This is a genomic window from Pseudanabaena sp. BC1403, assembly GCF_002914585.1.
In the GTDB taxonomy this organism is placed as follows: Bacteria; Cyanobacteriota; Cyanobacteriia; order Pseudanabaenales; family Pseudanabaenaceae; genus Pseudanabaena.
The window spans coordinates 33,195-53,685 of the sequence record NZ_PDDM01000032.1 but is presented as its reverse complement, the minus strand read 5'-3'; the positions used below and the strand labels follow the sequence as shown (position 1 = coordinate 53,685).

The 20,491-nt window shown below is 42.4% G+C and carries 21 protein-coding genes and 1 pseudogene; 18 read left to right on the top strand and 4 right to left on the bottom strand.

The annotated features are described in order from the left end of the window. The first annotated feature begins 478 nt into the window (after window positions 1–478). Window positions 479–1,819 carry a ferric reductase-like transmembrane domain-containing protein gene (locus CQ839_RS21525; RefSeq protein ID WP_103670354.1) on the top strand — a complete coding sequence of 447 codons (1,341 nt, stop codon included), beginning with the start codon at window positions 479–481 and terminating at the stop codon, window positions 1,817–1,819. A 417-nt stretch (window positions 1,820–2,236) separates the two neighbouring features. On the opposite strand, the gene CQ839_RS21520 is transcribed toward CQ839_RS21525, so the two are convergent. Both CQ839_RS21520 and CQ839_RS21515 read right to left on the bottom strand, forming a co-directional pair. Then, complete coding sequence (locus CQ839_RS21520) at window positions 2,237–2,869, bottom strand: response regulator transcription factor (RefSeq protein ID WP_103670353.1); 633 nt, start codon at window positions 2,867–2,869, stop codon at window positions 2,237–2,239. Window positions 2,870–2,909: 40 nt separating this feature from the next. Then, the gene (locus tag CQ839_RS21515) at window positions 2,910–4,121 is read right to left on the bottom strand and encodes a sensor histidine kinase (protein WP_103670352.1); all 1,212 of its coding nucleotides are present in this window, start codon (window positions 4,119–4,121) and stop codon (window positions 2,910–2,912) included. A gap of 172 nt (window positions 4,122–4,293) precedes the next feature. Here CQ839_RS21515 and CQ839_RS21510 point away from each other — a divergent pair, with 172 nt between their 5' ends. From CQ839_RS21510 to CQ839_RS21505, 3 genes and pseudogenes are all read left to right on the top strand, one after another. Continuing rightward, window positions 4,294–5,172, top strand: a complete 879-nt coding sequence (locus tag CQ839_RS21510; protein WP_103670351.1) for a sterol desaturase family protein — start codon at window positions 4,294–4,296, stop codon at window positions 5,170–5,172. Between the two features lie 623 nt (window positions 5,173–5,795). Next, window positions 5,796–5,963: pseudogene (locus CQ839_RS26100) on the top strand (pentapeptide repeat-containing protein); the annotation flags it as partial. A gap of 189 nt (window positions 5,964–6,152) precedes the next feature. Then, the gene (locus CQ839_RS21505; protein WP_258040827.1) at window positions 6,153–8,051 is read left to right on the top strand and encodes a pentapeptide repeat-containing protein; all 1,899 of its coding nucleotides are present in this window, start codon (window positions 6,153–6,155) and stop codon (window positions 8,049–8,051) included. On the opposite strand, the gene CQ839_RS21500 is transcribed toward CQ839_RS21505, so the two are convergent. Next, window positions 8,052–9,311: a class I SAM-dependent methyltransferase gene (locus tag CQ839_RS21500; RefSeq protein ID WP_103670358.1), complete on the bottom strand. Its 1,260-nt coding sequence runs from the start codon at window positions 9,309–9,311 to the stop codon at window positions 8,052–8,054. Between the two features lie 470 nt (window positions 9,312–9,781). Here CQ839_RS21500 and CQ839_RS21495 point away from each other — a divergent pair, with 470 nt between their 5' ends. From CQ839_RS21495 to CQ839_RS21450, 10 genes are all read left to right on the top strand, one after another. After that, complete coding sequence (locus tag CQ839_RS21495; protein ID WP_103670349.1) at window positions 9,782–10,270, top strand: AAC(3)-I family aminoglycoside N-acetyltransferase; 489 nt, start codon at window positions 9,782–9,784, stop codon at window positions 10,268–10,270. A 90-nt stretch (window positions 10,271–10,360) separates the two neighbouring features. Continuing rightward, the gene (locus tag CQ839_RS21490; protein WP_103670348.1) at window positions 10,361–10,936 is read left to right on the top strand and encodes a TetR/AcrR family transcriptional regulator; all 576 of its coding nucleotides are present in this window, start codon (window positions 10,361–10,363) and stop codon (window positions 10,934–10,936) included. A 36-nt stretch (window positions 10,937–10,972) separates the two neighbouring features. Beyond that, window positions 10,973–12,154 carry an HlyD family efflux transporter periplasmic adaptor subunit gene (locus CQ839_RS21485; RefSeq protein WP_103670347.1) on the top strand — a complete coding sequence of 394 codons (1,182 nt, stop codon included), beginning with the start codon at window positions 10,973–10,975 and terminating at the stop codon, window positions 12,152–12,154. 20 nt (window positions 12,155–12,174) lie between these two features. Continuing rightward, a complete protein-coding gene (locus tag CQ839_RS21480) occupies window positions 12,175–12,855 on the top strand; it encodes an N-acetyltransferase (RefSeq protein ID WP_103670346.1) in 681 nt (226 codons plus the stop codon). Between the two features lie 16 nt (window positions 12,856–12,871). Continuing rightward, window positions 12,872–13,093, top strand: coding sequence for a hypothetical protein (locus CQ839_RS21475; RefSeq protein WP_103670345.1), 222 nt, complete (start codon window positions 12,872–12,874; stop codon window positions 13,091–13,093). Between the two features lie 51 nt (window positions 13,094–13,144). Beyond that, on the top strand, window positions 13,145–14,317 hold the full coding sequence (devC, locus tag CQ839_RS21470; RefSeq protein WP_103670344.1) for an ABC transporter permease DevC: 1,173 nt from the start codon (window positions 13,145–13,147) through the stop codon (window positions 14,315–14,317). Between the two features lie 17 nt (window positions 14,318–14,334). Then, entirely contained in the window at window positions 14,335–15,042 is a 708-nt protein-coding gene (locus CQ839_RS21465) for a GAP family protein (protein ID WP_103670343.1), read from the top strand. A 2-nt stretch (window positions 15,043–15,044) separates the two neighbouring features. Continuing rightward, the gene (locus CQ839_RS21460) at window positions 15,045–15,764 is read left to right on the top strand and encodes a DevA family ABC transporter ATP-binding protein (protein WP_103670342.1); all 720 of its coding nucleotides are present in this window, start codon (window positions 15,045–15,047) and stop codon (window positions 15,762–15,764) included. Window positions 15,765–15,885: 121 nt separating this feature from the next. Beyond that, on the top strand, window positions 15,886–16,656 hold the full coding sequence (locus CQ839_RS21455; RefSeq protein WP_103670341.1) for an HNH endonuclease signature motif containing protein: 771 nt from the start codon (window positions 15,886–15,888) through the stop codon (window positions 16,654–16,656). A gap of 476 nt (window positions 16,657–17,132) precedes the next feature. Continuing rightward, entirely contained in the window at window positions 17,133–17,429 is a 297-nt protein-coding gene (locus CQ839_RS21450) for an antibiotic biosynthesis monooxygenase (protein WP_103670340.1), read from the top strand. 16 nt (window positions 17,430–17,445) lie between these two features. On the opposite strand, the gene CQ839_RS25275 is transcribed toward CQ839_RS21450, so the two are convergent. Beyond that, a complete protein-coding gene (locus tag CQ839_RS25275; protein WP_181016284.1) occupies window positions 17,446–17,604 on the bottom strand; it encodes a hypothetical protein in 159 nt (52 codons plus the stop codon). 3 nt (window positions 17,605–17,607) lie between these two features. Between CQ839_RS25275 and CQ839_RS25810 the strand changes: the two genes are divergently transcribed. The 4 genes from CQ839_RS25810 to CQ839_RS21435 all read left to right on the top strand — a co-directional run bounded on the left by CQ839_RS25810 (window position 17,608) and on the right by CQ839_RS21435 (window position 20,482). Next, window positions 17,608–17,742, top strand: coding sequence for a hypothetical protein (locus CQ839_RS25810; protein WP_258040826.1), 135 nt, complete (start codon window positions 17,608–17,610; stop codon window positions 17,740–17,742). A gap of 68 nt (window positions 17,743–17,810) precedes the next feature. Next, window positions 17,811–19,028, top strand: a complete 1,218-nt coding sequence (locus CQ839_RS21445; RefSeq protein ID WP_103670339.1) for a M20 family metallopeptidase — start codon at window positions 17,811–17,813, stop codon at window positions 19,026–19,028. Between the two features lie 113 nt (window positions 19,029–19,141). After that, on the top strand, window positions 19,142–19,849 hold the full coding sequence (locus tag CQ839_RS21440) for a Uma2 family endonuclease (protein WP_103670338.1): 708 nt from the start codon (window positions 19,142–19,144) through the stop codon (window positions 19,847–19,849). 12 nt (window positions 19,850–19,861) lie between these two features. Beyond that, complete coding sequence (locus CQ839_RS21435; RefSeq protein ID WP_103670337.1) at window positions 19,862–20,482, top strand: Uma2 family endonuclease; 621 nt, start codon at window positions 19,862–19,864, stop codon at window positions 20,480–20,482. Window positions 20,483–20,491 lie beyond the last annotated feature (9 nt).

The following is a 20,491-nucleotide window of genomic DNA, read 5'->3' as shown; positions in this document are numbered from 1 at the left end:
TAAACCTGTCTCCTGTTCTGTTGTTCGTTAATTGTCTATCCTAAGATCCTCCATCTTTTGGCTTCTTTTTATTCATGCAACAACGCCACTTGCAGTAATAGCGATCGCCTTTAGCATATATGGAATAGCCAAGATTTTTGTATGCTACAACCTTGCGAAGATATTGATATTAGCGAATATGAACTCTGGAAAAATGGAGTTAGTCCTAATCAAGATGATAAAACTTTACAATCTTCGGTTACGACAAAATTTTAAAGCGATCGCCTATCGCAAACCCTTTACCATTAATGCAATCAACGATATTAGAGATGCCTTAATGCAATGCAAAGTATCCAAAACTTAACTCAATGCAAATTACCTGTGGGCTAAGATCCGCTAAAACAAGTTGCATAAGTTACATTTTGTTCCTCGACCCATCGCGAAACCCAAAGAACATGAATCGACTTGATCAATAGACTGAAAAAGTAAGGAGATCGAAATGCAAAGATTGTTAACTAAAAGTCCAGTCGCAGTGGCTGCTTTCTGGATCGCTGTTTATCTGGCGATCGCCCTACTGCCTCTTTTTGTTTTACTCCTATACCCTCCCGCTTCGACTGGACGCGGCTTTTGGACGGAGTTTTCAGTTTCTCTGGGGTTTGTGGGGTTGGCAATGTTAGCTCTTCAGTTTGCCATCACCGCTCGAATCCATCGAATTGAGGCATCCTACGGAGTTGATATCATCCTGCAATTCCATCGCTATATATCTCTAGTGGCTTTCGCCCTGATCCTGATTCATCCCCTTATTCTCTTTGTTAATCAACCCGAAACGTTAAAGTTACTGAATATATTTGAGGCTCCGTGGCGAGCCAAATTTGCCGTGACTGGCACTCTAGCACTGATAATACTGGTTTTTACCTCAATTTGGCGGCAGCGCCTCAACATTTCCTATGAGCTATGGCGTACGAGTCACGGTATTCTGGCAGTGGTAGCGGTGACCTTGGGTTTAGCCCATGGACTGGGAGTCAGCTATTATCTGGGACTGTTCTGGAAACAGCTGTTGTGGAGTGCGATCGCCCTAAGCGCTTTATGGTTGCTGATTTATGTCCGCCTCGTCAAACCTTGGATAATGACCAAACGCCCCTACTTCGTAGAAGAAGTCATTCCTCAAAGGGGAAATGTGTGGACTCTAGCTATTCGTCCGAAAGGACATAAGGGATTTCGATTTCAACCTGGACAGTTTGCTTGGATCACCCTCGACATTTCGCCCTTTCGGATGCGCGAACATCCCTTTTCCATGTCTTCGAGTGGCGACCACCCTGAACGGTTGGAATTTACCATCAAAGCTCTAGGAGACTTTACCCACACCATTAAGAATATTGAGGCAGGCACAAAGGCTTATCTTGATGGTCCTTACGGTGTGTTTACGAGCGATCGCTACTGGGATGCCTCAGGATTCGTACTCATTGCTGGTGGGATAGGCATCACCCCAATGATGAGTATGCTGGTTACTGCTGTTGAGCGGAGAGATGATCGCCCGTACTTACTCATTTATGCCAACAAAAGCTGGGAAGATATGACTTTCCGCGAGGAATTAGATGGTCTCGTTAACTCCATAGATCTCATGATCATTTATGTGTTGCGTCAGCCTTCCGAAGACTGGACAGGCGAAACTGGCTATGTTGACAAAGCCCTGTTACAAAAATACATTCCTATCCATCGCGGTAGCCGACAATATTTTATCTGTGCCGCTCCAGTTATGATGGAGCAAGTTGAAGAAGCACTTCATGATTTAGAGGTGCCTATAACCAATATCCAAATGGAACACTTCAATCTAGTTTAGTTCTTAACTACGGAAGGAAGACTTATGCGATACATCATTATGATTCAAATCGTTAGTATTATGGCTTTGATTTTACTTGGATCTGCCGCAATGTTTGCGTGGTTGCAAAATCGATCTTTCCAAGAACCTCCAGAGCTAGAAAAGACTTCTTTATTAAGTAATTGATTTCACCTATCAAATATATAACTGTCTACGAAGTTGAATACAGAGCTTTGCGCTGACTTAAAACTCAGAAAGATTTTTGAGTGTCAATAATTGTTTGCTTTTGCGATCGCTTAGACAAGTCTCACAGTAATACCAAAACACAAAGTGGCTGCGCCACTTTGTGTTTTTAAAACCCTTACAGGGTTTGGTTTTTAATTCACAGAAGTGTTGTCACACTTTTGTGAATTGGTATAATAGCAATCGCTGTGGTGGTTAGGCAAAATCTAGATGATTGTTCATCCAGATCGCTGCTTGGGTGCGATCGCGCAAACCCAACTGACTAAAGATGTTAGTAATATTATTTCTTACCGTCTTCTCGGAAATAAATAACGTATCAGCGATTTCACGATTATTAGCACCTTTGGCAATTAGCCTCAAAATTTCCTGTTCTCTAGGTGTTAATTTTGCAAATTCCGATGGAACTTGGCTGGGAGGTTCAGGAGCAAGCAACTTAGTCGCTAATCCTGGTGATAGCTGCATATAGCCTTTATGGACTAAGCGAATTGCTTGGGTGAGTTCCTCAAAGGGAGTATCTTTGAGCAAATATCCAGCCGCACCGAAACGCAAAGCTTGAGTGATATATTCGCGATCGTCAAAGGTGGTCATAATTAGTACTTTGACCTCTGGAAAAAGCTGACAAATCTCTTTTGTTGCGGCTACGCCATCCATTTCTGGCATTCTCACATCCATTAAAACAACATCAGGTTGTAGGGTTTTAACTAGAGCGATCGCCTCAATCCCATTTTCGCCTTCCCCAACTACTTGTAACTCTTCATCAGACTTCAATAGCGCTTTCATGCCGCGCCGAATTAAGTCTTGATCGTCAATTAAAAGAATCTGTATCATCGCAAATTATAATTTTCATTTGTGGGCAAAATGAAACCTGCTATATATTTCTGAACCTAGCAATGATTTTACAACCATTACCATGTGATGTCTTAATTTCTAAGTTGCCAGATACTGCCATCACTCGTTCTTGCATCCCTTGCAGCCCAAATCCTGATACGTTTTGAGTAATATCGAATCCTTTGCCATTATCTTCGATCGCTATTTCTAGCTCTTGATTTTTTACATGGCAGGAGATATTTACAAAGCTTGCTTGAGAATGCTTGCTAATATTTGTCAGTGATTCTTGAACAATGCGATAAACGATGGTTTTTAGTTGCGGCGAAATCTGGCGATCGCTATCGATGAAATCGTCTATGTCAGTCTGAGAAGTAATCCCCGTCGATCGCTGAAATTCTTCAACTAGTGATTGAATTGCTAATTTAAGCGATCGCCCTTCTAGCGGCTCACTTCGTAACGCACTCACTGATGCTCGAACTTCTTTTAATGCAGTTGATCCAAGTTGTTTTGCTTCCAATAAAAGTTGTTTTGCTTCATCAGGCTCGGATTGCAATAATCGTAAAGCTGCTTCTAGATGCAAATTAAAGCCTGTGAGTGAATGTCCCAAAGAATCATGGATCTCACGGGCTATGCGGTTACGCTCCTGCACAGTGGCAAGTTCTTCTATTTGAGTCGCATATTCTGTCAGTCTCTTGTTCGCAATTAACAGTTCTTCTCGGCTTTTGCGTTCGGATAAAGCTGACTCAACCAATAGTTGTAAAAACAGAAATACTAAGCCCAGCATAATCAGAAATCCAACCCAATAGAGTAGAGTGCGATCGCGATCAATCTGAACCAATAAGCTCTGGCTTCTCATCCGATCTGTAATGCAGATCAGTACTGAGAATAGGGCAAGTCCAGTCACACTCGATCGAGATCGCCCTTCTAGCATCACGCAATTGCGAATCACTAATACAATGAATAGTAATTGAAAAAGTGAAATATTGCCCTTGAGCGTCAACCAAAAAATCAAGGTGAATTCAGCAATAATGTACAGCAATTTATGTAATGGAACCAGAGGAAATGCGACTCCAAGGACTGCAAATATCAATATCCCAATTTCGTTAGAAATAACATCAGTTGGAGAGTTGAATTTATTCGCGACGAGAATTTGCGTAATTGCGACTAGACCAAGCAAAATCCATTCTAGGATTAGTAAAAGCTGCAATAAAGGCGATCGCGTATTTAATCGCGTATTTATCCGAATTTGCATACAGCATTTTTCTCTTTATGGATTTGGGACAAATGTCCCGAAGAGATCGGGACAAACATCACTGGCATGACTACTGGTGTTTGACATAGATTGTAAAGCATCAAAGAAAGCAACAAACACTTGCTACTTGAAAATTTTATTCTGGTTCGTTATTTCATTTGGATAAATTTCTATGCAGGACCTATTCATTCTCAATGTTGCCCCATTTATAGCTATAGCGATCGCGATCGAGTTGACATTTCTATTTTGGCATAACAAATTGCCTCGATATTATTCTTGGAGAGAAAGCCTCGCCTCGCTTGGCGTATTTCTTGGCTATGTCGCATCAGGAAGCATTTCCAAAATATTTCTAGTCGGTTTATCGATGTGGATTTGGGAACATCGATTACTAACAGTCCCGCTTGATACTTGGTGGGGAATCCTTTTGTTGTTTTTAGTGATCGAGTTTTTTTATTATTGGCAGCATCGCGCTTCCCATCGCATTCGTTGGATCTGGGCAAGCCATGCGGTGCATCACTCAGTTAATCATCTCAACCTTTCGGCGGCTTATCGATTGGCATGGACTGGCTGGATATCAGGGAATTTCCTATTCTTTTTACCACCCGTTTGGTTAGGATTTCATCCGATCGCAGTTGGGGTTGGTCTATCACTCAATCTGCTTTATCAATTTTGGATTCACAGCGAATTGATACCGAAACTCGGCTTTTTAGAATGGATATTCAATACTCCATCACACCATCGTGTCCATCATGCTTCTAATCGAGCCTATATCGATCGCAACTACGGCGGGGTTTTAATTATCTTCGATCGCTTATTTGGCACATTCACCGAAGAAAATCTTGCCAATCCACCTGTTTACGGCTTAACGAAGCCAGTTCGTTCGCATAATCCAATTATCATTGCGCTACATGAATGGGCAAGAATGTTTCGCGATATGCAGATGACTCCATCTTGGCGCGATCGCCTTGCGATCGCTTTAGGTTCTCCAAGTGGAGATGATTGGGCAAAATCTCGTAATGTTAAGATGCGATCGCCTTCAGCAAATCCTTGAACAGATAGATTGTTGATGTGATTGCAACCAAAGCCCAAGAGTAAAATAATCTCTCTACTCATAGCCCAGCCTGATATAAGATCTAAAAATTTGCGCGGTTGTGGCTCAACTTACATATTTTTGTATAAATGCTTCAGGATTATATAGCTAAATAATACATGGATGTTTCTGTCTATTACAACGATTTAGGATCTTAGACAGAAACCTTCCGCCTAAGATCCCATTGTGGGATGATTAGACCGAAAGTTTTTGTATAAAATTCTATATTTAAGATCTATAATTAAAACATATAGTATGAAATTTTACTGAATTATATTGCTAGGATAAGGCAAGTTTGTTGGTTACCTTAACAGAATTAAACTTTAGCACTAAAAAACTTGTATTTATTCTCTTGTTAGGTTAAAAATGAATTGGTTAAATTCATTGCAATTTTTGAAATCCAGAAAAGTTACTTAATTTATCTTATTCTTTAGGTGAAGTATCGATTGTAGTCTTCTATAAGGTGTAAAAAACAGATCTTGAAAGTCTTGATATATACCCCCTAGGAAGTTCGACATTTAATATCTTCATGATACAAATATACCTAAAACACAAAAGCAAAATTGTAAAATTGAGGATCTAGTGTGAAATCTCGTGAACTCGTGAGACTTTTTAAAAGTGGAAGACGCGATTTCAGTCGAGAGATTATTCGCGGTCAATCTTTTGCGGATCAAGATCTTTCAGGAATAGATCTGAGTCAGTCTGACGTTCGAGGAGCAAACTTTACCAAAACTGTCCTTAAGGGAGCTAGCTTCATAGGTGTCCAGGCTGGGTTGCAGCGACGTTGGGCAGTTGCTTTGGTTATAGGACTACTAGTTCTTTTAGCTTTGTCGGGATTTCCCCTATCGCTAGCTTACTGGTGGATTCCCTATTATTTTCTTCCAAAAATAATTCAGCAATACACTATTTTTCCTGGGCTATTAGTATCAGCGGGATTTTTGATGCTTATTTGCTTTGCTGCCTGTCAACCGCTAGAAACGGCTTTAGGATTTATAGCTGGCATTGGAGCAATTGTAGTAGCAGGCACTGCAATCTCTGGTGTAAGAGGGGCTGTAGATATTTCTTTAGCCGTAGCTATAACAATAATTGCAGCAGCAGTAGGAACAACAGCTGCTGCATTGGCAGGTGCTGCGGCTGTCACTGCAGCCAGAATTGTTGCAGGCTCTACAATTTCTGTTTTAGTTGTGATTGCGGCTGCAATAGTAGCAGCAGTTTTATCTGCAGCATCCGCTAATACTATTGTCTCAGCTAGAGCCTCAGTAGGTGCAATCGCCATGGTAGATGCTGGTCGTCAAGATCTAGGTACATTTATGGCAGCTAGTGGAGGTGTACTATCTATACTCTTAAGCAGTTATATTAGCCGAAGAACACTTATGGGTGATGAGAATTACAACCTATCTCGTAAATTAGCAGGTGTTCTTGCTGCCGTAAGGGGCACATGCTTTAAAGGAGCTGATTTAACTGATACTAATTTTACTCAAGCAGAACTTAAAAGTTCAGATTTTAGAGGTGCTATCCTAATGCATACCTGTTGGGCTTCTGCTGAGAGTCTTAGTTGGACTCGTCCTGGTGAAAGCTACTTGCAGCATCGCTCAGTGAGACAGCTAATAACTAAGCGGCAAGGAGAAAGAAAAGTATTTGATGGATTTAACTTGCAAGGCATTAACTTGCAAGGAGCCAATCTAGTAAAAGCTATCTTTGTAGGTGCTAACCTTGAGGAAGCTATATTGAAAGATGCTAATTTAAAAGGCGCTAGATTGATCGGAGCTAACCTTAATGAAGCAGACCTACAAAACGCTGATCTTCGTAAGGCGCAGTTAGTGCAAGCGCAGCTTGACAATGCAGACTTGAGAGGAGCTAATCTCACAGCAGCATACATTGAAGATTGGGGTATCACGACAAAAACTAGACTGGACGACGTGAAGTGCGAATTTGCTTATATGCGTTTGCCAGACCCAGATGATTTCGATCAAAATTGTCGTCGCAAACCTGACGATGACAGAAAAAAATTTGCAGAAGGAGAGTTCGCTGATTTCATTGCTCCAATGGTTCACACTCTTGATCTTTACCATAATCAGAATGTTGACCCTCGTGTTTTAGCACTATCTATCAGAGGTTTATACGAAAAACATCCAGACGCAGACATCAGACTTGCTTCTATAGAAAAAAAGGGGAAAAAAGGTAATATATTAACTAGACTTGCAACCTCAGAGCAGTCTAACCACGCTGAGTTAGGAGAAGATTACTCTGACATATTTCAAGAAATGCAGGTATTGCCATCTGAAGAGATTAATTCCCTACTTGAAAAAAGCGGAAATCCAACTCAGACGCTTGCAAACCTTTTGGCTTTTGCGACTAACCAAAAAGAAAAGTATTTTCCAATTATCAACCACAACTATTTTGGAGAAGTTAAGATGAATGAGAATCAGAAGCAAATCAATATTGCTAGCAGTACTTTTGGACAATTCATAGGTGGAGATGCTGCTATTAATGGAATTGTTAATCTTGGGACAATCAATGGCAGTGTGACCAATGCAATCGATCAGTTGCATGATTCTACTCAATCGGACAAACTAGGGCTTAAAGAGATATTGATTGAGCTTCAGAAGGCAGTTTCTAGCGAAACCAGTTTGAGTGATGAAGATAAAGTTGAAGCTCTAGAACAACTTAAAAAACTAGCGGAAGCTGGAAAAAATCCGAGCGATGGAGTCATGAAAAAAATGGCGAAACAAGCAACTACGATGTTAAAAGGGATAGTTACTGGACTTCCAGATGTGACAAAGCTAGTCGAATCTTGTAACAAATTATTACCAATAATATCCAGCATGTTTGGTTTTTAATTAAAAAAGATTTACTACGGATTGTGCTTCTTCACGAATTTTGTCTGCTGGGAAAACGAGTGTTTTACTGAATGGCCATTGCTTGCCTTTAAAGAACAAGATTTGATAAAGTTGCATATTATTGTATCTAAAGCTGGCTTCACAAGCTTGTAGATAGTAGTACCACATTCGAATGAAAGAGTTGTCATAGCCTTTTGAGAGGGCAAGTATTTCATCTCTATTATTTTTGAGATTTACTGACCATCGCTTCAATGTTTCTGCGTAGTGAGGCTTTAAATTATCACAGTGAATAACCGTAAGACCAGCTTCCAACATTGCTTGGGCTAACTCATGAAGCTTCGGTAGATAGCCACCAGGAAAAATATATCTAGCTATCCATGGGTCGTTTCTTACACTTCCAATAGTACCAATAGTATGCAGCAGTCCTATTCCACCAGGTTTTAAAAGGTCTGAAGATTTTTCCATAAATGTGGAAAAGTTAGACTTTCCTACATGTTCAAACATGCCAATACTAACTAGCTTATCGAACTGTCCATGGACTTGGCGGTAATCACAGAGTAATATCTTTAAACGTCCTGAAAGTCCCCTTTTTCTGATTTTTTCCTCAGCCAGTTTTGCCTGTTCTTCGCTGAGCGTAATACCAGTTCCATGAACTCCGTATTTTTCCGCTGCGTATATTAACATTCCTCCCCAACCACAGCCAATGTCGATGATATTATCACTAGGCTGTAAATCTAATTTTTGGCAGATCAACTCGTATTTCTGTAACTGCATCTCTTTAAGGGAGTCAGTCGAGTCAAGCTGATATCCACACGAATAGGTTAAGCTCTCATCAAGAAAAAGTTGATAGAAATCATTTCCAATATCGTAATGGTGTGAAACATTTCGTCTACTGTTTTGGATAAGAAGTGGTAATGTTAACAATCGTTGAGCAAAAATCTTTAAGACTAAAGGAATCTGACCACGAGCATTTGAAGATACGCTACTTCTGAGAAATAAGCCCATTAAGTCTACAATATTATCATTCTCCTCATCCCACCAACCTTCTGTGTAGGATTCACCAACGCCAAGAGAAGCAAAAGCAAAGATGTACTTGTATGTATCAGAGTTTCTAATAAACACACGCAAATTTTGAGAAGACGAAGTTTTCCCAAAGTGAAATTCTTCACCTTGATGATTGACAACTGTAAGACATCCTTCTTCCTCAATTAAACTAAGTAACTGGTAAAGATAGCTTTCTTCTCTTGATATTATATTCATGTTTTCAAGCAGTTTTAGTTTCAAGCAGTTTTAACTTGTGCAGCGCGTTGCTTTTTTCAACCTTAATTCTTACACCATTGGGATTGAGGAAAAAGGGCTTATGACACGGTATCGCTTTTCAATCTATATTAACACGGTCTTTCTATAACTCAAGAAAGCTGCAATACTTTCTATCCTGGCATAGATTAGTTTCCCGTTAAGGTTGTCTGTTTTTAGTCGAGATTGTGCCATCAAAAATGGCTAAATTCGTTATTGAGTTCGGAGAAGTTGTTGGCGACCTCAAAGACAAATAATAGTTACGCGATCACCTAAAAATCACGACTTACAGTAACAGCGATCGCCCTTTGGAGATTGATTTTTGAGGCGATCGCATATAAATCAAGACTCACAATAATAGCGATCGCCTTTAGAAAATAGATTGTTGATGCGATTAGGTTTTACTTAACACAATATCTGGAGTGATTTTCCCAATGACATCTTCTGAACTATTTAGCATTTGTCAGCTTTCCGCCAATGAATTGGCACTTATGGAAGAATTATTGGGTGTCTTTGGTGAAGCTTTTGAGGAAGTTGATACCTATAGCTCATCTTGTCCAAGCGATGCGTATCTCAAGCGTTTACTAAGTAGCGATTATTTCATCGCCCTTGCAGCCTTAAAAAATGGAGCAGTAGTTGCAGGTCTCGCCGCTTATGAACTTCAGAAATTTGAACAAGAGCGAAGTGAAATTTATATTTACGATCTGGCTGTAGCAGCAGAGCATCGACGGGAAGGAATAGCTACGGCATTAATTCAGGAATTAAAGAAAATTGCTGTTGCGCGAGCAGCCTACGTTATTTTTGTACAAGCAGATCATGGAGATGACCCTGCGATCGCACTCTATACAAAGCTTGGTGTACGTGAAGATGTGCTTCATTTCGACATTGCTGTTGACGATAATAGCTATCATCAAAAAATTTAATCTGGTAGTTGACACTAAACCGTCTGGACGGTATAGTTATTTTCAAGACAAGTCTATTGTCTTAATTTTTTAGTATTCGGGCAGAAGGTTATGGCAGAGGCTTTAGAGGTAGGCAAGCGATCGCGATCGGCGACGCGAGAATCACTGCTCAATGCAGCAGGTGAAGTCGTTTTGCGCTTTGGGGCTGACGCTTTGACCCTTGATGCAGTTGCTAAAGAAGCTGGCGTAAGTAAAGGCGGATTGCTCTATCATTTCCCTAATAAAGAAGCTCTACTGACGAGTATGGTCGCAAACCTGATCGCCGAGTTCGAGCAATTATTAGAGCTAGAACTCACTCGCGAAGGTGATCTCACCGCCAAAGGTGCTTGGTTACGGGCTTACATCAGGGCTGGAGATGCATTCGATTGTCAGAGTGCTGCAATTCAATCTGGATTGCTAGCGGCTGTCGCGAAGGATAGTAAACTCCTGCAACCATACCAAGAAGCTTCAATACGGTGGCATCAGCAAGTTAGTAATTGTGGTATTGCTCCACTCAAGGCAGGGGTAATTCTCTTAGCTTCGGATGGACTTTCTTGGAATCAGTTACTAGGGCTTAACTGCATTTCTGATGAGGAGCGATCGCAGGTAATTGCCGAACTAATTCGGATGACTTATACCGATGACTGAAGCTTGCTAAATTTCTTTGAAATAGATTAGTAAAACATGACATCTCAATCTTTCTTTAACTCCCGCCATCTTTGGCTTGGGGGGATTTTCATTGCGACTCTAGCTACAGGAATTTCTATTTATAGCGTTGTCTCTTCGAGCAAGCCTAATATTCCGAATAATACTCCAGCGATCGCAAGTGCGCCTCTGCCCGTAACGGCACTGGGTCGATTAGAACCAGAAGGAGAAGTCATGCGTTTAGCGGCTCCTGTTGTTCTAGATGGCGATCGCCTAAAGGAATTGCGTGTCCAAGTAGGCGATCGGGTGAAAGCAGGGCAAATTATCGCCGTACTAGATGCTAGCGATCGCTTTGCTGATGAAGTGGCGCAAGCCAAGGCACAGGTGGAGATCGCTCAAGCAGAACTCGCCAGAGTTAGGGCTGGCGCAAAACAATCGGAAATACAAGCTCAAGAAGCAACAATCGTGCGCTTGCAAGCAGATTTGCGCGGTGGCGATGCAGCCCAGTCTGCGACTATTTCTCGATGGCAATCGGAAGTTCGCACTGCTGAGACAGAGTTGGCGCGTTTTCAACAACTCTATGCCCAAGGCGCAGTTTCTTCTTCAGTTTTAGATACTAAACGCCTCACGGCGGAAACAACTCGCGCTCAGTTACAGGAAGCTCTGAGCAACCGCGATCGCCTTGCTAATACCCTCCAAGCCCAAGTTCTTGAAGCAACTAGTACTCGCGATCGCATTGCCGAAGTTCGACCCGTAGATATTGCCACCAAAGCAAGAGAAGTAGACAGTGCGATCGCTGCTCTCAAACGGGCAGAGACTAACCTTGCCCAAGCTTATATTCGTGCTCCTAGAGATGGACAAGTCCTCAAAATCCGCACGCGATTAGGGGAAAAGGTTAGCAATGACGGCATCGTCGAATTAGGCGCAACCGATCGCATGGTAGCCGTGCTAGAAATCTATCAAACGGAGATCGATCGCGTCAAAGTTGGACAATCCGCAACAATTACAGGACAAGCATTTCAAGGCGAAGTAAAGGGTATTGTTTCTCAAGTTGGTTTACAAGTTGAACGTCAGCGCCAAGCAACAAACCAAGCAGGAGAGAATCTCGATCGCCGCGTGATTGAGGTCAAGGTACGTTTAAGCCCAGAGGATAGCCGCCGCGTAGCTGCTTTTACCAACTTACAAGTTCAAGGCAAGATCCAGCTTTCATCCACAAATTAATATCATCAGGAGGTATATTTATGAATATTCTCAATGACAAAATGAATGTTAGGAATGAAGAGCCGCAAATCCTTTCTCTTCAACAATCTCAAATTTCTGTTGCCGCAAAAATGATGGCGACAACATTCTTTCCCGATCCCCTATCTTGCTATCTCATTCCCAGTGAACGCCATCGCTTAGAAATCCTCGAAAAAGCTTGGCGCAAAACGATAAATCATGACATTCATTTAGGACATGTCTATTGCAGTGGTCAAGAACATAGCGATACTTCGGCTTCGATGAACGCTCAACTATTAGGGATTGCTAGTTGGTTGCCTCCTAACGTCAAGTCACCTTCATTATTAGAATCACTTCCCTTAATTTTTGAAATATTTCTACAGGGCGGTTTTCGTTCTACAAGCCGAGTACTTAACACCTTGACCAAAACGGAAGCCTATCGCCTGCGTGACTGTCCAACCCCGCACTGGTATCTAGAGGGATTAGCCGTATCACCGAACGCGCAAGGCAAAGGGATTGGCGGCTTGCTATTGCAGCCCGTTCTACAGCAAGCCGATCGCCAAGGTGAGATTTGCTATCTCTTTACTTCCACCGATCGCGCCGTAAAATTCTATCAACGGCATGGATTTGTGGTGCGCGATGAATTACGAGTTCTCAATGATGCACCTCCCTTATGGATGATGATGCGATCACCTCAAGCTTAATCTCAGGAGATAAAAAATGTCATATACATTTTTGTTAGGGCAATTGCCCAATGTCGCCTCAGTTCTAGAAGATGCGATCGCTGAATTTGAATACTACGCCGCTTACGATCCCGATGTCATCAATTGCGCGATCGCCTTTGCGATATTCAAACCGTTAGAAATGACTTTCACTTTCGGAATAGAATGTCTATCTACTTTTTTTAATGGCGATCGCAAACTCATTCAGAAAGCCAGCTAAAAGCTTATTGCCAATCGCTAAAAGCTCCACTACCCCCATTACTGAGAACCTATGCTCCGTAAATTATTAAGAAAAACACCTCTTGCTTGGCTCCAACTGACTCACAATAAAGTTCGCTTTGTCGTGGCGCTATCGGGTATTGCCTTTGCCGATATCTTGATGTTCGTACAGTTGGGATTTGAAGGAGCGCTCTATGATTCGGCGATGAAGCCCTATCGCGAACTGATTCAGGCGGATTTAGCGATCGCAAGTACTCAGTTCCAAACCCTCATCTCTACGCCGAGTTTTCAACGCGATCGCCTTTACCAAACCCTTGCCCATCCCCAAGTTAAATCTGTTTCTCCACTTTATATTTCCGCTGCGGGTCAATGGCGCAATCCTGAAACTCGCCAAAATCGAGCGATTCTCATTTGGGGAGTTGATGCGGGTAATCCAAGCGTCAACTTACCCGATCCCGCCCAACAAATTCCACAAATTCAGCAACTCGATCGCGTTCTCTTCGATCGCGCTGGTCGTCCCGAATATGGTGATGTTGCCAATATGTTTATGCAAAAGGGTGAACTGGAAGCCCAGCTAAATAATAAATTGGTGCAGGTTGGCGGACTGTTTGAGGTTGGTTCTTCCTTTGCGGCGGATGGCAATATTATCACCAGTGATGCGACTTTTTTACGTTTATTTCCAGACCGACGCAGCGATCGCATTGAGATGGGACTAATTCATCTCAAAGAAGGAGCCGACGTTCAGCAAGTCAAAAGGGAACTTGCTATCCTGTTATCTGATGATATGCGCGTTCTGACTACCGAAGAATGGGCAGGTGTCGAAAAAAGCTATTGGGAAACGGGAACCAGTATTGGCTTCATCTTTGGTTTGGGCGTGGCAATGGGCTTTATTGTCGGCATCGTGATTGTCTATCAAATTCTCTATTCCGATGTCTCGGAACACCTTGCGGAATATGCCACTCTCAAGGCGATGGGCTACAGCGATCGCTTTCTCTTGAGCATCCTTTTTCAAGAAGCTCTTTTGTTGGCTTGTCTGGGGTTTCTACCTAGTTTCCTACTTTCTGTCGGACTCTATCAAGTTACCTACGCCGCCACGATGTTACCCATAAAAATGACGCTAGAACGCGCCGCTTCTGTCTTTGTGATGACTGTGGTCATGTGTACGGTTTCGGGTGCGATCGCCATGCGAAAAATTCAAACTGCCGATCCTGCTGATATTTTCTAATCATTTTTTTGAACTTTATGTCAGCCTTACTTCCATCGCTAATTGCGATCGCGGCACTCGATAGCCTTAATCCATCCGCGATCGCTTTACAAGTCTATTTGCTAGGAACGACAAAGCCAATTCCGCGATCGCTCGCCTTTGTGATCGGCATATTTCTTGCCTATTGGACATCGGGATTATTGGCAGTATTAGGCTTAAATCAATTTATTCAGACCGTAATTGCGAACTCTGGAATCTCTTTATCTACGCCATTACTTTATACAATTCAGCTTCTGATTGGCATAATTTTATTGGTAGTGGGCATTACGCTCCGAATTCCTGCTCAAACTGAACCAGTAAAAGCACCGACAAAATTAACCCTAGCAAGAACCTTCCTACTGGGAATGTCCGTAACGGTTTTAGAACTTCCCACCGCTTTACCTTATTTCGCAGCAATCGAACAGATTGCCCGTGCTAACCTAGATCTGCTCTCGATCGCCAGTATTTTAGCACTTTATAACCTAATTTTTGTCTTACCACCGATCGCTCTAGTTGTTCTCTATCTTTTATTTCATCGTCAAAGTTTTGTCCTGTCTCTCCTCCAGCGCATTAACCGCTCCATTGCTATCTATTCACCTCATATTCTTCGTTTCGTGCTTTTGGGATTAGGCATCTTTCTGATTGCTGACTGCTTCTCTCATAGCCTTGCCTTTACCTTTGGAAATCCATCAATCAAACTTCCATAGTTATGAATTCCCCACTTCCCATTGCTACATCTACTCCCGTAATTTCCTCCCAAAATCTCAATCATTATTTTGGCGATGGAGACTTACGCAAACAGGCACTTTTTGATATCAATCTCGATATCCATGCTGGCGAAATCATCATCATGACGGGGCCCTCTGGTTCAGGCAAAACTACGCTCCTGACGCTTATGGGCGGGTTGCGATCGGCTCAGGAGGGTAGTCTTAAAATCTTAAATCAAGAAATTCGTGGCGCTGATAAAAACTCTCTCATACAAATCCGCCGCAATATTGGCTATATCTTTCAAGCCCATAATTTGATGACTTTCCTCACGGCTAGACAAAATGTACGCATGTCTCTAGAACTTCACGATGAGGATGGAACTTCCGATCTTGATGGTAAGGCATCTGCTATGCTCGAAGCAGTCGGACTAGGACATCGCCTCGAATATTATCCCGATAGCCTCTCTGGTGGTCAAAAACAACGGGTAGCGATCGCTCGTGCGCTAGTTTCTCAACCCAAAATCGTCCTAGCCGATGAACCCACGGCAGCCCTTGATAAAAAATCGGGTCGCGAAGTGGTGGAACTCATGCAAACCCTCGCCAAACAAAAAGGCTGCACAATTCTCCTCATCACCCACGACAATCGCATCCTCGACATCGCCGATCGCATTGTCTATATGGAAGATGGCAAACTCGTTCCCAATATTGACGCTGGTCATTAATTAATGGCGATCACAAAACAAAGCAATAATAAATCATTTGAGAGCACTAAAGAGTGATATTTTGATTGTAATCGAAAGATATTCTCAGTCGCTTAATTCAGTCTTTAGGCAGAAAAAGTAAATGATTGACGTTGGAACTACCTTTGAAGATGCGCTTGTCGAGACTTGCGTTGACCCTGACGTTTCTCGTCCGCGGGTTCGACCACTTCATGAGGAGCTTCCGTCCGATTGGCGGGTCGAGTTTCCAAGAACTCTCAGAGAAAAAAATCCGATTGGAACGCGATTCCGATGCAACCTTCGAGTGTGCCAAAAACACAATAAAGACGGTTCGGTTCTAGGTCAGCCCTATCTTCGTGCTGATAAATCATCTATTGTGCGAATTGAAGACTACACACCTGAGAGGGCTATTCATGCCATACTCAATTCTAGCTCCATCAGCGAAAGATCATACAGCTACATTGATCTGGGGGAGTTGACTGGAACCGATCTCGAATCCATCCGCCAAAGTGCCCTCAAAGTAAGCTCAGAGTCCCATGTAACCGAGAGCGCAACCAATCGCTATTCTCGGAGTGATAGGGTCAAGGCATACGTTCGGTTCCGAGCGAATGGAATTTGTGAGTGTTGCGATGAGATTGCGCCGTTTATCAGCCGTAACGGAGAACCTTACCTCGAAGTTCACCATATTAATGATCTCAGCAAAGGAGGCGAAGACTCAATCTTTAATACAGCCGCCATTTGCCCAAACTGCCACTCCGAAATTACTCATGGGGTCGATGGTTCACTCCTCAATGAATCCCTTCGATCACGAATCAACAAGAAGGAAAGTAATGCCGATAGAACGTCAATCAATCCACTCACAAGAGCAGAGAGAGCAAAAGCTGACTGGCTATAAGCTCGAATAATTCACTGCAACCTCAACCCATGTTGTGCATTCATAAGTCCTGCTCGCTGGCATCCGTGCTTAGTAAAGATTGATCGACGACCGCCTTAAAAAACAGATTATTAACAGGATCGCTCCATAAATTACGACTCAAAGTAATAGCGATCGCCTTTAGGAGATAGATTGTTGGTGTGATCGCCTAGAAATCTCGACTCACGGTAATAGCGATCGCCTTTAGGAAATAGATTATTAGTGCGATCGCCTTTATGAGATTGCTTGTTGAGGCGATCGCCTAGAAATCACGACTCACAGTAATAGCGATCGGCTTCAGCAGTAGAATATGATGAATAGGACTTACGCAAAAGAACGAAATGTAGGGGCAATTCATGAATTGCCCCTACGATGAAATGCGGGTTTTAAGCCATTTTTGCGTAAGTCCTAATGAAATCTTTTTGTTTAATTCTGAAATAAGTTTTGATATGTAGATTATGATTTTAGAAGTTGCGATTCTTGATGTTAAATCTGATTTGACGGAAGATTTTGAAAGTGCTTTCAAAGTCGCCTCAAAAATTATAGCTTCCATGTCGGGTTATATTTCCCATGAGTTACAGTGTTGCCTAGAAACTAAAAATCGCTATATTCTCCTTGTGCGTTGGCAAAAATTAGAAGATCATACAATCGGGTTTAGACAGTCGCCACAATATCAAAAATGGCGTTCTCTACTTCACCACTTTTACGATCCCTTCCCGACAGTAGAACATTATAAAAGCATTATGCTGACTTAACTTATGATGTAATCCCCTAAAAATTATGACTCACAGTAATAGCGATCGCTTTTAGGAGATAGATTGTTGATGCGATCGCATAGAAATCATGGCTCACAGTAATGGCGATCGGCTTTAGGAGATAGATTGTTGGTGTGATCGTACTTAACTTAAAACCGATGTAATACCAAAACACAAAATGGCTACGCCACTTTGTGTTTTGGTATTACTAATGGCGATCGCCGATAGTTTAAAAGAGCAAGACTCCGAAGCTCAGGATGTTGTCAATTACCCAGCCTCATTTGCTAATCGCCATTTTCAAACCTTGATATGAATGGTAAAGCTGAGATTGTTATATTGGAGATAGTAATATTGCCTATATAGCGATCGCCCAACAAGATCATGACTTTTGCTACCACCGCCTCACCTACCCATACTAACTTCAAGATTCGCGCTGATATTCTCGAACTGCAAGCTAGCCTTGTCCAATGGCGTAGAGACTTTCACCGCTTTCCTGAGCTTGGATTTAAAGAAAAGCGTACAGCTAATGCGATCGCAGAAAAATTAATGGCATGGGGCATTCCACACCAAACAGGCATAGCCCAAACAGGCATTGTTGCAACGATCGTAGGGACAAAAAAAGGCAATAATAAAGTTTTAGCGATCCGTGCTGATATGGATGCGCTCCCGATTCAAGAAGAAAATATCGTTAGTTATAAATCGCAAATTGACGGACTGATGCACGCCTGTGGTCATGATGGGCATACCGCGATCGCGATCGGTACGGCAAAATATCTGTGGGAAAATCGCGATCGGTTTAGTGGCACTGTGAAAATAATTTTCCAGCCAGCTGAAGAGGGGCCAGGAGGTGCAAAACCGATGATCGAAGCGGGGGTACTCGAAAATCCTAAGGTTGATGCGGTGATTGGGTTACATCTTTGGAATAGCTTGCCCCTTGGCACAGTCGGAGTGCGAGCAGGTGCATTGATGGCAGCTACAGAATATTTTCATTGCAAGATTATTGGACGGGGTGGACATGGTGCTCTTCCACATCAGACGATTGATTCGATTTTAGTAGCAGCCCAAGTCGTAAATACGCTTCATACGATTGTCTCCCGCAATATCAGTCCTCTTGATTCCGCAGTAATTAGTATCGGAGAATTTCACGCAGGTTCTGCTACAAATATCATTGCTGATTCTGCACGAATCAGTGGAACGGTGCGATTCTTTAATCCTGAAGTTGGCGTAAAGCTAGCATTACGTATAGAGGAAGCGATCGCAGGTGTATGTGCAGCGCATGGAGCTACTTACGAGTTGCAATATACAAAGCTCTATCCGCCTGTGATTAATGATTATGCGATCGCAGAATTAGTTCGCTCTGTTGCTGAAACCGTGATCGAAACTCCCGCAGGTATAGTTCCTGAATGCCAAACAATGGGCGGTGAAGATGTATCCTTCTTTTTGGAAGCTGTGCGTGGGTGCTATTTCTTTCTCGGTTCTGCAAATCCTGATAAGGGTTTGGCATATCCTCACCATCATCCTCGATTCAATTTCGATGAGAAGGCTCTAGCAACTGGCGTAGAGATTTTTGCCCGTTGTGTAGAGAAGTTTTTGGGATAGTCAAAACCAAAAGATCGTGAGGTGGCGCAAAGCGCCACCTCACGATCTTTTGGTTTTGGTTTTCGAGAACAGCGATATAATCAAATCAACCTGAGTTTGGACAATGCAAAGCTATGGTTAGTCAATTAAGCAAAAGTCAAAGCACGTCTGAAAGCATAGGAGATACCTTCTATCCTGAAAGTGATGGAAAACCAATGGCAGATAATACAAAACAATTTCGTTGGATTTTGACGATTCAGCAAAATATTGATTGGCTATATGCCAATGATGCTCAGGTATTTGTGGCAGGCGATCTGTTTTGGTATCCCGTCAAGGGACAAAATAAAATCGTGGCAGCTCCCGATACGATGGTGGTGTTTGGTAGACCAAAGGGCGATCGCGGTTCATATCAGCAATGGCTAGAGGATGATATTGCACCGCAAGTTGTATTTGAGATTCTCTCTCCTAGTAATTCTCGAATTGAGATGTCAAAGAAGTTACTATTTTACTCGCTCTACGATGTGGAAGAATATTATGTTTACGATCCTGACACCAATGATTTAGAAGTATGGATTAGAGGCGATCGCAGTCTGGACAGTGTTAGCGAGGCGCATAATTGGGTCAGTCCTAGGCTTGGTATTCGCTTTGATATCAGTGAGGAGTTACAGATTTATCGTCCTGACGGTACTAAGTTTTATTCTTATATCGAGATTAATCAAAAGTTAGCGCAAGAAAGCGATCGGGCTGATCAGGAAAAGCAAAGGGCTGATCTAGCGGCTCAACAGCTTGCAGAAATGGCAGAACAACTCAAACAATATCGCGATCGCTTTGGAGATTTATAGGAGAGTTATGTGATGATTGCTCAACCAAAATACATAAGCCCACAAGATGATCAACTAATCATGTCGCCTACAGAATATCTCGCTTGGGAAAGTGAGCAAGATAGCAGACATGAATACGAAAACGGTAGAATTATTGCGATGACTGGCGGCACAGTTCCCCATAGCCAGATTCCTGCAAATTTATCGGCATTATTAATTCCGCATCTGCGGGGTAAAGGTTGCAAGGTATCTGGCAATGATGCCAAGGTCACCATCAGATCTGGGAAGTATTATTATCCTGATGTGGTTGTTTCCTGTGATGAGCGCGATCGCTTCTCTCGTGATTTCTTGCAATATCCTACTCTCATTGCCGAAGTCTTATCGCCTACAACAGAAGCTCGCGATCGCGGTATTAAGCAGCAAAACTATATGTTGATCGATACGCTGCAAACCTATATCCTTATCAACTCTGAGCATCCCAGAATTGAAATTTACCAGAGGCTTGATCGGGTTTGGGAATATATATCGATTGCGATCGAGCAGACAAATTTTGACCAAGATGATCCGCTTATTCACATCACCAGTATCGATCTCCAGTTTCCTCTATCAGCACTTTACGAAAACATCGATTTTGTTGATGGCGAACAAATTTAAGAGAAAGAT

Coding starts and splice junctions, on each gene's coding strand:
- CQ839_RS21525 (WP_103670354.1), top strand. CDS start 479: ATGCAAAGATTGTTAACTAAAAGTCCAGTCGCAGTGGCTGCTTTCTGG.
- CQ839_RS21520 (WP_103670353.1), bottom strand. CDS start 2,869: ATGATACAGATTCTTTTAATTGACGATCAAGACTTAATTCGGCGCGGC.
- CQ839_RS21515 (WP_103670352.1), bottom strand. CDS start 4,121: ATGCAAATTCGGATAAATACGCGATTAAATACGCGATCGCCTTTATTG.
- CQ839_RS21510 (WP_103670351.1), top strand. CDS start 4,294: ATGCAGGACCTATTCATTCTCAATGTTGCCCCATTTATAGCTATAGCG.
- CQ839_RS21505 (WP_258040827.1), top strand. CDS start 6,153: ATGCTTATTTGCTTTGCTGCCTGTCAACCGCTAGAAACGGCTTTAGGA.
- CQ839_RS21500 (WP_103670358.1), bottom strand. CDS start 9,311: ATGAATATAATATCAAGAGAAGAAAGCTATCTTTACCAGTTACTTAGT.
- CQ839_RS21495 (WP_103670349.1), top strand. CDS start 9,782: ATGACATCTTCTGAACTATTTAGCATTTGTCAGCTTTCCGCCAATGAA.
- CQ839_RS21490 (WP_103670348.1), top strand. CDS start 10,361: ATGGCAGAGGCTTTAGAGGTAGGCAAGCGATCGCGATCGGCGACGCGA.
- CQ839_RS21485 (WP_103670347.1), top strand. CDS start 10,973: ATGACATCTCAATCTTTCTTTAACTCCCGCCATCTTTGGCTTGGGGGG.
- CQ839_RS21480 (WP_103670346.1), top strand. CDS start 12,175: ATGAATATTCTCAATGACAAAATGAATGTTAGGAATGAAGAGCCGCAA.
- CQ839_RS21475 (WP_103670345.1), top strand. CDS start 12,872: ATGTCATATACATTTTTGTTAGGGCAATTGCCCAATGTCGCCTCAGTT.
- devC (WP_103670344.1), top strand. CDS start 13,145: ATGCTCCGTAAATTATTAAGAAAAACACCTCTTGCTTGGCTCCAACTG.
- CQ839_RS21465 (WP_103670343.1), top strand. CDS start 14,335: ATGTCAGCCTTACTTCCATCGCTAATTGCGATCGCGGCACTCGATAGC.
- CQ839_RS21460 (WP_103670342.1), top strand. CDS start 15,045: ATGAATTCCCCACTTCCCATTGCTACATCTACTCCCGTAATTTCCTCC.
- CQ839_RS21455 (WP_103670341.1), top strand. CDS start 15,886: ATGATTGACGTTGGAACTACCTTTGAAGATGCGCTTGTCGAGACTTGC.
- CQ839_RS21450 (WP_103670340.1), top strand. CDS start 17,133: ATGATTTTAGAAGTTGCGATTCTTGATGTTAAATCTGATTTGACGGAA.
- CQ839_RS25810 (WP_258040826.1), top strand. CDS start 17,608: ATGGCTACGCCACTTTGTGTTTTGGTATTACTAATGGCGATCGCCGAT.
- CQ839_RS21445 (WP_103670339.1), top strand. CDS start 17,811: ATGACTTTTGCTACCACCGCCTCACCTACCCATACTAACTTCAAGATT.
- CQ839_RS21440 (WP_103670338.1), top strand. CDS start 19,142: ATGGTTAGTCAATTAAGCAAAAGTCAAAGCACGTCTGAAAGCATAGGA.
- CQ839_RS21435 (WP_103670337.1), top strand. CDS start 19,862: ATGATTGCTCAACCAAAATACATAAGCCCACAAGATGATCAACTAATC.